Annotated in this window: 8 protein-coding genes and 3 pseudogenes; 8 read left to right on the plus strand and 3 right to left on the minus strand. The window is 59.0% G+C overall.

Going from position 1 to position 14264, the window contains the following annotated elements:
- Positions 1-59: 59 nt before the first annotated feature.
- From rimP to infB, 5 genes and pseudogenes are all read left to right on the plus strand, one after another.
- Entirely contained in the window at positions 60-683 is a 624-nt protein-coding gene (rimP, locus tag VDP61_RS12185; RefSeq protein WP_323007155.1) for a ribosome maturation factor RimP, read from the plus strand.
- A gap of 32 nt (positions 684-715) precedes the next feature.
- A pseudogene (gene nusA / locus VDP61_RS12190) lies at positions 716-2333 on the plus strand (transcription termination factor NusA).
- 15 nt (positions 2334-2348) lie between these two features.
- Positions 2349-2999 (plus strand): RNA-binding protein, encoded by a 651-nt coding sequence (locus tag VDP61_RS12195; RefSeq protein ID WP_323007156.1) that lies wholly within the window; start codon positions 2349-2351, stop codon positions 2997-2999.
- A pseudogene (locus VDP61_RS17890) lies at positions 2996-3557 on the plus strand (IF-2-associated domain-containing protein); the annotation flags it as partial. The gene VDP61_RS12195 and the pseudogene VDP61_RS17890, both read left to right, overlap by 4 nt.
- Positions 3558-3622: 65 nt before the next feature.
- A pseudogene (gene infB, locus VDP61_RS12200) lies at positions 3623-5530 on the plus strand (translation initiation factor IF-2); the annotation flags it as partial.
- 337 nt (positions 5531-5867) lie between these two features.
- On the opposite strand, the gene mutT reads toward infB, so the two are convergent.
- The 3 genes from mutT to VDP61_RS12215 form a co-directional block, all read right to left on the minus strand.
- On the minus strand, positions 5868-6266 hold the full coding sequence (gene mutT / locus VDP61_RS12205; RefSeq protein WP_323007158.1) for an 8-oxo-dGTP diphosphatase MutT: 399 nt from the start codon (positions 6264-6266) through the stop codon (positions 5868-5870).
- An 80-nt stretch (positions 6267-6346) separates the two neighbouring features.
- Entirely contained in the window at positions 6347-7729 is a 1383-nt protein-coding gene (gene argJ, locus VDP61_RS12210; protein ID WP_323007159.1) for a bifunctional glutamate N-acetyltransferase/amino-acid acetyltransferase ArgJ, read from the minus strand.
- A 23-nt stretch (positions 7730-7752) separates the two neighbouring features.
- Positions 7753-8640 carry a peptidylprolyl isomerase gene (locus tag VDP61_RS12215; RefSeq protein WP_323007160.1) on the minus strand — a complete coding sequence of 296 codons (888 nt, stop codon included), beginning with the start codon at positions 8638-8640 and terminating at the stop codon, positions 7753-7755.
- 202 nt (positions 8641-8842) lie between these two features.
- Here VDP61_RS12215 and secA point away from each other — a divergent pair, with 202 nt between their 5' ends.
- The 3 genes from secA to VDP61_RS12230 all read left to right on the plus strand — a co-directional run bounded on the left by secA (position 8843) and on the right by VDP61_RS12230 (position 14244).
- A complete protein-coding gene (gene secA / locus VDP61_RS12220; protein WP_323007537.1) occupies positions 8843-11563 on the plus strand; it encodes a preprotein translocase subunit SecA in 2721 nt (906 codons plus the stop codon).
- A 184-nt stretch (positions 11564-11747) separates the two neighbouring features.
- Positions 11748-12737 carry a hypothetical protein gene (locus tag VDP61_RS12225; RefSeq protein ID WP_323007161.1) on the plus strand — a complete coding sequence of 330 codons (990 nt, stop codon included), beginning with the start codon at positions 11748-11750 and terminating at the stop codon, positions 12735-12737.
- Positions 12738-12756: 19 nt separating this feature from the next.
- Positions 12757-14244 (plus strand): phosphate ABC transporter substrate-binding/OmpA family protein, encoded by a 1488-nt coding sequence (locus VDP61_RS12230; RefSeq protein ID WP_323007162.1) that lies wholly within the window; start codon positions 12757-12759, stop codon positions 14242-14244.
- The last annotated feature ends 20 nt before the right edge of the window (positions 14245-14264 follow it).

Consider the following 14264-nt stretch of genomic DNA (forward strand, 5'->3'; position numbering starts at 1 on the left):
ACGCGGGCCTGTGGGCCCGCTTTTTGTTTTGGGATACCTTTTGCCAATGGATGCACCTGATGTCTGACCTTATCGCCAAAACCGCTATTGATCGTCGCCTCGCCGAGATTGTGACCCCTGCCATTGAAGGTTTGGGGTATGAGCTGGTGCGTATTCGGTTGATGAGTGGCAAGACCAAGGTGTTGCAAATCATGGCCGACCGCCCGGATGGCGGGATTATTGTGGATGATTGCGCCAAAATCTCGACCGCGGTTTCGGCGGTTCTGGATGTAGAAGACCCGATTGAGGATAACTACACGCTTGAGGTATCGAGCCCCGGAATTGACCGGCCGCTGACACGGTTGAAGGATTTCGACATGTGGGCCGACTATGAGGCGCGGATTGAAACGACCGAATTGATTGATGGTCGCCGCCGCTTCAAGGGCATTTTGCGCGGGACTGACGGCGATGAGGTGCTGATTGAGCTGGAAGAGGGCAAGGAAACCGTGACCATCGGGTTGCAGTTTGACTGGCTGTCGGATGCCAAGCTGATTTTGACGGATGATCTGATCGCGGAAATGCTGCGCCAAAAGAAGGACAGCGGCAATTTTGACCCGGCAGATTTTGATGAGATTGACGAGACCGAAGGGGAGGAGGTTGAGGCCTCCGAATCAGATGATGATGCCCCGGTGACGAAACACTAACGGCCCCGCGCCGCCCTCTGGGAGAGAAACGAATGGCAATTACCTCTGCAAACCAGCTTGAACTGTTGCAAACGGCTGAGGCCGTGGCGCGGGAGAAGATGATCGACCCCGAACTGGTCATTCAGGCGATGGAAGAATCGCTCGCCCGTGCTGCAAAGTCCCGCTATGGGGCTGAACTGGATATTCGTGTTGCCATTGATCGGCGCACCGGGCGCGCGACCTTTACGCGGGTGCGGACGGTTGTGGGCGATGATGATGTTGAAAATTACCAGTCTCAGATGAACGTCAAGGATGCGAAAAAGCATCTGGCAGACCCGAAGGTCGGCGACGAGATTATTGAGGAAGTGCCCCCCGGTTGATCTGGGCCGGATCGCGGCGCAATCGGCAAAGCAGGTTATCTTGCAAAAGGTGCGTGAAGCCGAGCGTGACCGCCAGTATGAAGAATTCAAGGACCGCAAGGGCACGATCATCAATGGTCAGGTCAAGCGCGAGGAATATGGCAATATCATCGTCGATATTGGCCGGGGTGAGGCGATTCTGCGCCGGAATGAGAAGATCGGGCGTGAGAGCTATCGCCCGAATGATCGTATTCGCTGCTATATCAAGGATGTGCGCCGTGAGGCGCGGGGGCCGCAGGTGTTTTTGAGCCGGACCGACCCGCAATTCATGGCCGAATTGTTCAAGATGGAAGTGCCGGAGATTTACGACAATATCATCGAAATCAAGGCCGTTGCGCGTGATCCGGGAAGCCGCGCGAAAATCGCGGTGATTTCCTATGACAACTCGATTGACCCTGTGGGCGCTTGCGTGGGTATGCGCGGCAGCCGTGTGCAGGCGGTTGTGAACGAATTGCAGGGTGAAAAGATTGATATCATTCCGTGGAATGAAGATCAGGCGACCTTCCTGGTGAATGCGTTGCAGCCAGCCGAGGTTTCCAAGGTCGTGATCGACGAGGAAGCCGGCAAGATTGAGGTCGTGGTGCCGGATGAGCAGCTGTCCCTGGCGATTGGGCGTCGCGGCCAGAACGTGCGGCTTGCCAGCCAGTTGACCGGCCTTGATATCGACATCGTCACCGAGACCGACGAATCGGCCCGCCGTCAGGCAGAATTTGCCGAGCGGACCGGGTTGTTCATGGAGACGCTGGATATCGACGAAATGATGGCGCAGCTTTTGGTGGCCGAAGGCTTTGTAACCTTGGAAGAGGTTGCTTATGTTGATACCGATGAATTGCTGTCGATTGACGGGTTCGACGAAGGCACAGCAGGCGAGTTGCAGACCCGCGCCCGCGAATATCTGGAAGCAGCCAATACCAAGGCAATGGAAGCGGCCCGCGCGCTGGGCGTTGATGACAGTCTTGTCGGATTTGAGGGGCTGACCCCGCAAATGTTGGAAGCGCTGGCGAATGACGGCATCAAGACGCTGGAAGATTTTGCGACCTGCGCCGACTGGGAGTTGGCCGGTGGCTGGACTACCGTAAAGGGTGTGCGCGTCAAGGATGAAGGCGTGTTGGAAAAGTTTGATGTTAGCCTCGAAGAAGCGCAAAATCTGGTTATGACCGCCCGAGTCTTGCTGGGTTGGGTTGACCCCACCCAGTTGGAGGATGCAGCGGAAGATGACAGTGACGATGAACATGAGGAGGAAGAAGCCTAAGGGCTTCTGACGGTTATGGCGCGCGGTGGGCGGGAAAAAGACCGTGAGGATGGGCCGGAGCGCCGCTGCATCGTCACGGGCGAAAGCCAGCCAAAGGCGGGGTTGATCCGCTTTGTGGTTGGGCCGGATGCGCAGGTGGTACCCGATGTGATGGGCCGCTTGCCGGGGCGGGGTATGTATGTGGCCGCTGACCGTGCCGCAATTGCCAAAGCCGCGACCAAGGGGCTGTTTTCCCGCGCGGCACGCCAAACGGTGAAAGCGCCCGACGGGCTGGCCGAACAGGTCGAGGCCCTTTTGGTGCGGCGCGTTATCGAGTTGTTAAGCCTTGCGCGCAAGGCAGGGCAGGCGGTAACGGGGTATGAGAAGGTTAAGGATTGGTTGGTGAAAGGACAAGCGATTGCCCTGATCCAGGCCAGTGACGGGTCCGAGCGCGGCAAATCAAAGCTGCGCCCCCCCGAAAGAAAGAATGGCGAAAGCAAGAACGGGTTTATCGGCTGCCTGACCTCTCAGGAAATGGGTTTGGCATTCGGGCGGGAACATGCAATACACGGTGCGCTTGCCGCTGGTGGACTCGGTCAACGTGTTGTAGAGGAAGCGGCAAGGCTTGCGGGTTTCCGTGAGCAAGCAGGCGGGACGACCGCCGATGAGGATAGACAAGACGCATGAGCGATACAGACGGTAAAAAACCCCTCGGCCTTGGTGGCACCCCCCGTTCGGGGCAGGTGAAGCAAAGCTTCAGCCATGGCCGCACGAAAAGTGTAGTGGTGGAAACGAAACGCAAGCGCGTTGTCGTGCCAAAATCGGGTGCGCCCGGTGCCGCGCCCGCGCAGGGAAGCAACGCCCATCTGGGCGACCCAAAGAAACGGCCCGCCGGCATTTCCGACGCGGAAATGGAGCGCCGCCTTGCCGCGCTGCGAGCCGCGAAAGCCCGCGAGGTTGAAGACAACGAGCGCCGCGCGGCCGAAGAATTGCAGCGCGAGGAAGAGCGTGCGCGCAAGCGCGAAGAAATTGAGGCTAAAGAGCGTGAGGACCGCGAGCGCGAAGAAGCCTTGCAGGCGCGCGCTGATGAGGAAGCCCGCGTAAAAGCCGAGGCGGAAGCCGATGCCAAGCGCATCGAGGCTGCCAAAGCGGCACCCCGGCCCAAGCCTTCGGCGGCGACCCCGGCCCCTGCTGTGGATGAGCGTGGCCCGATGGGTGCCAAGCCCGGCCTTGCGCCTGCCCGCAGCAAGACCGACCGCGATCGTGACAACCGTGCCGATGACGGTGGCCGTGGCAAAGCCAAGGCGGCCGAAGACAGCCGCCGGACTGGCCGTCTGTCACTGAACGATGCGCTGGCCGGCGAAGGCGGGCGTACCCGCTCGATGGCTGCCATGAAGCGCAAGCAGGAAAAAGCCCGTCAAAAGGCGCTTGGCCAGCAGGCCCGCCCTGAGAAACAAGTGCGTGATGTGAAGGTGCCAGAAACCATTGTGGTTTCAGAGCTTGCAAACCGCATGGCCGAACGCGCGGCCGATGTGGTGAAAAGCCTGATGAAAATGGGCTTGATGGTGACGATGAATGAACCCATCGACGCCGACACCGCCGAATTGGTCATCGAAGAATTTGGCCATCGGATCGTACGGGTTTCGGATGCTGACGTCGAACAGGTAATCGAATCGGTTGCCGATAAAGACGAAGAACTTTTGCCGCGCCCGCCGATCGTCACGATCATGGGGCATGTCGATCATGGCAAGACCAGCTTGCTGGATGCGATTCGCAAAGGCAGCACTGCGGGCGGCGAAGCGGGTGGGATCACCCAGCATATCGGTGCCTATCAGGTGAAAACCGAAACCGGCGCGCTGCTGACCTTCCTTGATACCCCTGGCCACGCGGCGTTTACGTCGATGCGGGCGCGTGGGGCGCAGGTTACGGATATCGTCGTGCTGGTGGTTGCCGCAGATGATGCCGTGATGCCGCAAACGGTTGAGGCGATCAAACACGCCAAAGCTGCGGGCGTGCCGATGATCGTGGCGATCAACAAGATCGACAAGCATCAGGCCAACCCGACCAAAGTGCGCACCGATCTTTTGCAACATGAAGTTGTTGTTGAGGCGATGTCGGGCGATGTGCAGGATGTAGAGCTTTCGGCCAAAACCGGCGAGGGTATCGACAAGCTGTTGGAAGCCATTGCCTTGCAGGCCGAGATTCTGGAGCTGAGAGCCAACCCCAAACGGTCGGCTGCAGCGGCGGTTATCGAGGCCAAGCTGGACGTGGGTCGTGGCCCCGTTGCGACCGTTTTGGTCAGCAATGGCACATTGCGCCGTGGCGATATCTTTGTCGTGGGAGAGCAGTGGGGCAAGGTTCGTGCCCTGATCAACGACAAGGGCGAGCGTATTGATGAGGCGGGGCCATCCACGCCGGTAGAGGTTCTGGGCCTGTCCGGAACGCCGCATGCGGGCGATGTGCTGAATGTGGTGGAAACCGAAGCGCAGGCGCGTGAAATCGCAGACTATCGCGAGAAAGCCGCCAAGGACAAGCGCGCTGCCATTGGTGCTGCGACGACACTGGAACAGTTGATGGCGAAAGCCAAGGCTGACAAGGATGTGTCGGAACTGCCGATCATCGTGAAAGCGGATGTTCAGGGCTCGGCCGAGGCTATCGTGCAAGCGATGGAGAAGATCGGCAATGATGAGGTGCGCGTGCGCGTGCTGCATTACGGCGTTGGCGCGATCACTGATTCGGATGTTGGTTTGGCTGAGGCGTCAAACGTGCCGATCATCGGCTTCAACGTGCGGGCAAATGCGTCGGCGCGCCAGTCGGCGAACCAGAAGGGTGTTGAGATCCGCTATTACTCGATCATTTATGATCTGGTGGATGACATCAAGGATGCGGCCTCGGGTCTGTTGAAAGCCGAAGTGCGCGAAACCTTCATTGGCTATGCGGCAATCAAGGAAGTGTTCAAGGTTACCGGCGTTGGTCAGGTGGCTGGTTGTATCGTCACCGAAGGCGTTGCACGCCGTTCGGCCGGTGTGCGCCTGCTGCGCGATGATGTGGTGATCCATGAAGGCACATTGAAGACGCTGAAGCGTTACAAGGACGAAGTGAAAGAGGTGATCTCGGGCCAGGAATGTGGCATGGCGTTTGAACGCTATGAGGATATTCGTGTGGGCGATGTTATCGAAATCTTTGAGCGCGAAGAGGTTGAGCGCAGGCTGACCTGATCTTTGTCAGCGGCAAATCAAAAAGAAAGGCCGGGCAACATGCCCGGCCTTTTATTTCACAATCTGACTTTTTCAGGTGTCAGGGCTTGCGCGTCTGTACAATCGGCTTGCCAATAAAGTTCTTTTCACCGACGCGAACGATGATCTGGCCATCTGGCGTATTGCCAACTTGCAGTCCTTGTACCGAAACGCAGCTTCCTATTGAAATCGTTCGCAGCATTGTCAATCTCTCCCCATGAGCATGTTGGTTAAGATAGCCACGAAATTGCTGAAATCCAGCGGTATTTTTGGTGATGCTGGCAAATTCGTGGAATTTTTGCGGCCAATTTAGATAGGATTATAGCCAATCCCGCAATATCGGGATCAAAGGCAGATCCGCAGGCGGCATCGGGTAGTCTTGCAGCCTTTCAGGGCGAACCCAGGCGAGGGCTTGCCCCTCACGCCCGGTGATGATTCCTTGCCACTTTCGGCAGGCAAAGAGTGGCATCAGCAGGTGAAAATCGGGATAGCTGTGGCTGGCAAAGCTAAGCGGGGCAAGGCAAGAGGCCCAGGTGTCGATGCCCAGTTCCTCTTGCAGTTCTCGGATGAGGGCGGCCTCGGGCGTCTCGCCCGACTCGACCTTGCCGCCGGGGAATTCCCACAGGCCTGCGAGGGATTTACCGTTGGGGCGCTGAGCGAGAAGAACCCGGCCATCGGGGTCTATCAGCGCGACCGCGGATACGAGAATTACTTTCATACTGGTCTTTCTTGTAGCGGCCGGGGGGCTGTCTGCCCCCCGGACCCCCCGAGGATATTTTTACCGAAAAGAATGCGGAGTCACGAGCGGTAATCGGCGTTGATCTCGATATAGCCGTGGGTGAGGTCGCAGGTCCAGACTGTCTTTGCCGCTTTGCCGAGGCCCATGTCGACGCCAATCACCAGTTCGTCGTTTTTCATATAGGCGGAGGTGGCGTCTTCGGAATAGTCGGGGCTGCGCCAGCCGTTTTCGGCAACCACCAGATCGCCGAAGCGGATGGAGAGTTTGTCGCGATCGGCCTTTGCGCCGGATTTGCCGATGGCCATGACCACGCGGCCCCAGTTTGCATCTTCGCCCGCGACGGCGGTTTTGACGAGCGGGGAGTTGGCGATGGCCATGGCCGCGAGATGGGCGTCGCGTTTGGTGGCAGCGCCGGTGATCTGGATCTCTACCAGTTTGGTGGCGCCTTCGCCGTCACGGGTGACTTGTTTGGCCAGATCAAGCATGACGCCATGCAGCGCCTTTTCAAACGCTGTGGCGGTGGCCCCTTTCAACGGGGCGGCGGGGCCTTGGCCCGTGGCGCAAAGCAAAAGCGCGTCAGAGGTGGATGTGTCGCTGTCAACCGTGATGGCGTTGAAGGTGCTGTCTGTGTTTCGTACCAGCATCTTTTGCAACATGGTCTGGGTGATTTTGGCATCGGTGAAGATATAGACCAGCATGGTTGCCATATCGGGTGCGATCATGCCCGAGCCTTTGGCGATACCCGCAATGTGGATCGGGCCGCCGTCGCCCTCTATCGTGGCGGTGGCCCCCTTTGCGAAGGTGTCAGTCGTCATGATGGCCTGGGCGGCCATATCAACGGCATCACCTTTCAGGCCTGCCACCAGATCACCGATGACAGCAACAATGCGGTCATGCGGCAGCGGTTCGCCAATAACCCCGGTTGACGAGGAAAACACGCGGCTTGGGGGGATGCCCAGCACCTTGGCCACCCCGCCGGTGACGGCATCGACCGATTCCTGCCCGAGCGCGCCGGTAAAGGCGTTGGAGTTGCCAGAGTTTACGATGATCGCGGCGCCCACGTCCAGCGGGGCTTTCATGGCCAGTTTGGCCTGGCAGTCCAGAACGCAAGCCGCGCGGGTGGTGGATTTGGTGAAAACGCCGGCAATAGTGGTGCCGGGTGCAAGCCGCACGAGCATCACGTCCTTGCGGTTCTTGTATTTCACGCCGGCCTCGGCGGCGGCAAATTCGACGCCTGCGATGGGTGGCAGGGCAGGAAAGCCGCCCTTGGGGGCAAGCGGGGAAATTGCTTTCCCCGCCTTGGCCGCGGGCGCGGGGGGCAGGGCGGTGGTGGCCGCAACGCTGACCGCGGCGTCATGCACCCGCAGTTCAACTTCGGATTTAAGCGCCTTGAGCCGCTTCTTGAGCTTTTTGGCGGTCGCTTTCCAGTCAGTTTTGGCCATTTCCATGCCCCCCTTGCAGATGATTACTTATCGAGCAGCGACAGATCGCGCATCAAGGCAGGGTCGAATCCTGCGCCCGGCCGTTCGATCTTAGCTGAATCGGTGATGGTTTTGATATGGGCTTCGACGGCGGCCTGCTCAATTTCCGAGGCCAGATCTTCGCGCATGTCGTCGAGTGTCGGCGCGGCTTTGATGCGGGTTTCCTGCAACTGGATCAGGTGCCAGCCAAACTGGGTTTGCACTGGGTCCGAGATTTTGCCGACCTCCATTGCCACAACGGCATCTTCAAATGGCTTCACCATCATGCCCTGGCTGAACCATCCCAGATCGCCGCCACCTGCGGCCGCGCCATCGGAGGAGTGTTGCATTGCGAGATCAGCGAAATCACCACCCGCATCCAGTTGCGCCTTGATGTCTTTGGCCTCTTCCTCGGTTTTTACGAGAATATGGGCTGCGTGGTATTCTTTGGTATCCGCTACGGTTTCGAATTTGGCATCATAGGCCTTTTGCAGGGCCGCATCGGTCACAGCCTCGCTGGCAACGCCTTGCAGGGCGACACCAGATAAATAACCGCGCTGGTCGTTTTCCATGGCAAGCCTGTCACGAAGGGTGGTTTTACCCTCGACGCTTTGGGCAAGGGCGGCTTGTTGGATCAACTGGTTCAGAATGCCATTGAACAAAGTTTCATCCGGCAGCGCCTGGTATTGCGCCGGCAAATTGGCCCGCAACACGATCATGTGACCCAAGGTGATAGGGGTGCCATTGACGACAGCAACGATGGCATCTGCGCCGCCCTGGGGTATGGTTGGGGCAGAGGTTTCTGCCGGTGTGGTTTCTTGTGCGGCCAGCGGCACCGCGCCAAGCGCTGCCGCAACGGCAAGAATCGCCGCAAATGTCACAGATTTACCCATATTTATTGTCCTTAGGCTGAAGCTGCGCGGTTGCGCAACGTTGACTTGCCGGGCAGCGCCGCTTACATCGCGAAGGTCGTGTAAGACTGGCTGTCAGGCTTGGCCCCTTATCTATGGAACAGTAAGGGTGCGGGCAAGGCCAGACGCTTGCACGATCATGTCAGGGAACCCTGATATGGCAGGAACGCGCCACGGAGAAAACATGCTGGGTATCGGAACACTTGCCAAAAAGGTCTTTGGAACGCCAAACGACCGCAAGGTCAAATCGGTTCGCCCGCTGGTCGCAAAGATCAACGCGCTGGAGCCAGAATTCAAAGCGCTGACGGATGACGAGATCAAGGCCAAGACCGAGGCTTTGTCGGTGCGGGCGCAGGGCGGCGAAAGTCTTGATGATCTGCTGCCCGAGGCTTTTGCGAATTGCCGAGAGGCTGCGCGCCGGGCCTTGGGCCTGCGCGCCTTTGACGTGCAGCTGAAGGGTGGGATTTTCCTGCACCAGGGCAATATTGCCGAGATGAAGACGGGTGAGGGCAAGACGCTGATGGCGACTTTCCCGGCCTATCTGAACGCTTTGGCGGGCAAGGGTGTGCATATCGTCACGGTTAACGACTATTTGGCCAAGCGCGATGCGGAATGGATGAGCAAGGTTTACGGCGCTTTGGGGCTGAGCACCGGCGTTGTCTATCCCTACCAGCCCGACGATGAAAAGCGCGAGGCCTACCGCGCCGATATTACCTATGCGACCAATAACGAACTGGGCTTTGACTATCTGCGCGACAATATGAAGGCCACGATTGAGGATATGTCGCAGCGCGGGCATTTCTATGCAATCGTCGATGAGGTGGACTTTATTCTGATCGACGAGGCCCGGACGCCCTTGATCATTTCAGGCCCCAGCCAGGACCGCAGTGAGCTGTATACCTCGGTTGACAAGCTGATCCCTGAAATCCTGCCCGAACATTTCAAGCTGGACGAGAAAACCCGCAACGTGACCTACACGGATGAGGGCAACGAATTCATTGAAAACCGGGTGCGTGCGGCGGGTTTGCTGCCCGAGGGGCAGAACCTTTATGATCCTGAAAGCAGCACCTTGGTGCATCACGTTACCCAGGCGCTGCGGGCGCATAAGCTGTTTCACCGTGACCAGCAATATATGGTGCGCGACGGCGAAGTGATGCTGATTGACGAGTTTACGGGCCGCATGATGCGCGGGCGGCGGCTGTCGGACGGCTTGCACCAAGCGATTGAGGCCAAGGAAGGCGTGGCAATTCAGCCCGAGAATATCACCTTGGCATCGGTCACCTTCCAAAACTATTTCCGGCTGTATGACAAGCTGGGCGGCATGACCGGCACAGCAAAAACCGAAGCCGAAGAATTTATGGAAATCTACGGGCTGGGCGTGGTCGAAGTGCCGACCAACCGCCCGATTGCCCGTATTGATGACCATGATCAGGTGTATCGCACCGCCCGCGAAAAATTTGAGGGTGTCGTGGCCTCGATCAAAGAGGCGCATGCAAAGGGCCAGCCGATCCTTGTCGGCACCACCTCGATCGAGAAATCCGAGGCGCTGTCGGAGATGCTGAAAAAAGATGGCGTGCCGCATAACGTGCTGAACGCCCGCCAGCATGAGCAAGAGGCGCAGATTGTCGCCGATGCCGGCAAGTTTGGCGCGGTGACGATTGCCACCAACATGGCCGGACGCGGCACCGATATTCAGCTTGGCGGCAATGTCGAAATGAAGGTGCTGGAGGCGCTGGCCGCCGACCCTGCGGCGCATCCCGATGAGGTGCGCAAGCGGATCGAGGCCGATCACGCCGACGAAAAGGCCCGCGTGATCGCTGCAGGGGGCCTGTTTGTTCTGGGCACCGAGCGCCACGAATCACGCCGGATTGATAACCAGCTGCGGGGCCGTTCGGGCCGTCAGGGCGACCCCGGCCGGTCGTCGTTCTTCTTGTCGCTTGAAGATGACCTGATGCGGATTTTCGGGTCCGAGCGGCTCGATTCCGTTCTGTCCAAGCTGGGCATGAAGGAAGGCGAGGCGATTGTTCACCCTTGGGTCAATAAATCGCTGGAAAAGGCGCAGGCCAAGGTTGAAGGCCGCAACTTTGACATCCGCAAACAGTTGCTGAAATTTGACGATGTGATGAACGACCAGCGCAAGGCAATCTTTAGCCAGCGTCTGGAAATCATGGAAGCCGAAGACCTGTCCGAGATTGCCGAGGATATGCGGCATCAGGTGGTTGAAGATCTGGTTGACCAGTATCTGCCGCCAAAATCCTATGCCGATCAGTGGAACACCGAAGGGCTTTATGCCGTCGTTTTGGAAAAACTGGCGCTTGATCTGCCGATCATCGACTGGGCCAAGGAGGAAGGCGTCGACCATGAGGCGATGCGCGAACGAATCTGTGAGGCTTCGGACAAGAAGATGGCCGAAAAGTTGGCGGCCTTTGGTAATGAGACGATGCGCAACATCGAAAAACAGGTGTTGTTGCAGACAATCGACGCCAAATGGCGCGAACATCTGCTGACGTTGGAGCATTTGCGTTCGGTCGTCGGCTTTCGTGGCTATGCGCAGCGTGATCCCCTTTCGGAATACAAGACCGAGGGCTTTGCGCTGTTCGAATTGCTGTTGAACTCGTTGCGTCAGGACGTGACTTTGCGGCTGTCGCAGGTGCGCCCGCTGACAGAAGCCGAGCAAAAGTCGATGATGGAGCAATATCTGGCCCAGCAACGCGAAGCGGCGGGGGGGGCGCAGGCGACACATGCCGCCGTTGAAACCGACGCCGCAAGCGAGACAACAGGCGAGGCTGTCGAAAATGGGTTTGACGAAAACGATCCTACAACTTGGGGCGACCCAGGCCGGAACGAACCCTGCCCCTGTGGCTCTGGCAATAAATTCAAGCATTGCCATGGGCGTCTCGCCTGAGCCAAGGTAATATTTGCGTATCAAAGGCAAGGCTGAGGCAGGAAACTTGCCCCCGCCTTGCCTTTGTGGCACGAATAAGGCCGGGTTGGCCATGATTGCTTGAATCTCTTCTCTTTCTTGCCATGTGCGCGCCTTGCTTGTCGCCTAGGTCTTAATGGTCAGCTTGACCCTTGGGAGGCCCGTTATGGAACTGAAACGCAAAGTGGCAATGGCCGCAGTCACCTTGGCTGTGGCGCTTGGCGTTGGTCATCTGATGCAAAATGGCCTTGTGGTGCAGCCCGGTCGTGTGGCTGATAATGACGGTACGGCTGCTGAAACCCCGACCGCAGCGCCAAAGGAAATCATTCCGCTGGCGGCCGGTTTGGATGCGGTGCCTGTTGCGGTTCAGGCCGCAACGCCTGCGCTTCCTGATGCGGCCCTTGCGCCGGCACTGCCCGAGGCCGCTGATGCTGGCCTGCCCGCAGTTGCGCCGCCCCCAGCGTTGCTTTCCGGCAACAGCACCGATTGCCCTGTCACATTGGAGGTTATGGCAAGCGCGCAAGCCACGCTTGACCTGATGCTGACAGCGCCTTGCCGCGCGTCAGAGCGGGTTGTGATTCGCCACGGTGGCCTGGCGGTGACGGGGATGACCTCCTTGACTGGCGCGTTATTCACCAGCCTTCCAGGCATGGAGTTGGCTGGCGAAGTGTCTGTGTTGTTCGGCGACGGCCTGACGGTAAGCGCTGCCGAAGCCTTGCCGGATCTGCCGCTTTATCGCCGGTTTGCGGTGCAATGGCTGGCGGATGATGCCTTCCAGATCAATGCCTTTGAAAATGGTGCGCAGTTTGGCGAAGAAGGCCATGTATCCGCCACCAACCCACAGCGCCGTCTGCCCAATGTGCCGCTGCGAGGCGGCTATCTTAGCTTGCTTGGCAACAATACCGCCGCGCCGCCGATGCTGGCCGAAGTATACACCTTTCCGCTGGATACTGCCGAACCGGTTGATCTGACCCTGGAGGCCAGCGTGACCGCGCAGACCTGTGATCGTGAATTGCTGGGCGAAGTGCTGCTGAGCGAGGGTGGTGGGGTGACTAAGACCGATCTTACCATGGCAACGCCCGATTGTGATGCGATTGGTGACGTTCTGGTGTTGAACAATCCGCTTCCTGACCTGAAACTGGCCGCAGCGAACTGAAGCCGTTACGCGGGGTTTTATGCGATTGATTTATCTGGGCGTTGCGATTTTCGCAGCGCTCTTTCTTGCGCAACAGGGGCTGGCACAGGATGTCACCCTGACCTCTCGTGATGGGGGTTTCGCGCTGAATGGTCAATTGATCAGCTATGACGGCGCATTTTATCGGATTGAAACTGTTTATGGTGGGCTGACGGTCGATTCCGAAGGTGTGATTTGTGAAGGCCCGGCCTGCCCGGACCTGACCGCACCTTTGGCGGTTATCAGGGTCGTTGGCCCTTTTGGCCCTGCCGAACGCTTGCTGCCGGCATTGTTCGCAGGCTTTGCCGGCGCTCGGGGCCTTACCTATGCGCCCGGCGTGGTGCCCGAGATCGTGGACCCGACCTCGGGCCAGCCTCTCGCCCGTATAAGTTTTGCGGTGATGACAACAGATGCAGCGGTAGCAGCGGTTTTGGCGCGCCAGGCGACGATGACCCTTGGTTTTGATCCGCAACAAAAGCTGCGCAGCCGTGCCGTGGGGCTGGAGGCATTGATTCCGATCGTGGCACCCGAGAACCGCTTTCCGGCGATCAGCAGCACAGATCTTGCTGCCGCGCTGGGGGGCAAGGTGACCAATTGGCAGGCCATCGGCGGCCCTGATATGCCTATCGTCGTGCATGGGCTGGAGGATGGGGCCGCCCTTGCCCCCGCTATCCGTGCCCGTATTGCCAATATGGCCAAGGGGCCGCGCCATGCTACGGCGCAGGCATTGGCCGCGGCTGTTGCGCGCGACCCCTGGGCGCTCGCGTTGACCGGGCAATCTGAACAGGGCGCGGCGCGCGCCCTCGCGTTGACCGACACATGCGGCTTTCCCTTGTTGGCCACGCCGCTGACGATTAAAGCCGAAGATTATCCCCTGACAGCCCCCCTGTTTCTGGGCACAGCGCGGCATCGCCAACCCCTGCTGATCCGTGAGTTTCTGGAATATCTTGCGACGGATGCAGCCCAGGCCATCGTCGCCGCTGCCGGTTATGTGGACCGCCGTCTTGGCAGCGCGCCGCTGACCGAGGACGGCCAGCGCCTGCTGGGGGCCATCCGCAATGCCGGAGATGAGGTGTCGCTGGCCGAGCTTCAGCGCCTCGCTGCCGCTATGACCGGGGGGCAGCGCCTCTCGCTGACCTTTCGCTTTCAGGATGGTTCTGCCCAGCTTGATGCCCATTCCCGCGATAATCTTGCCGATCTTGCGCGCCATATCGCGGCGGGCCGGTTTGAGGGGGGTGACTTGGTACTTGCCGGTTTTTCCGATGGCAATGGCGCGGCCGATGTTAATCTTGCCCTCTCTAAAAGTCGGGCCGAGGCGGTGCGCAGCGCCTTGCAAGCCATAGCCCCTGATCTGGCCGAGGCGCAAATACCAAAGGTAAAAGCCTTTGGCGAGGCGCTGCCAATGGCCTGCGATACCACCGCGACGGGCCGCCAGATCAACCGCCGGGTTGAACTGTGGTCGCATCCCGCCGCCGATGCCGAGCCCTGAAAGCCCTGCACGCCTTGGCA

The sequence above is a fragment of the Pseudorhodobacter sp. genome, assembly GCF_034675685.1.
In the GTDB taxonomy this organism is placed as follows: domain Bacteria; phylum Pseudomonadota; class Alphaproteobacteria; order Rhodobacterales; family Rhodobacteraceae; genus Pseudorhodobacter.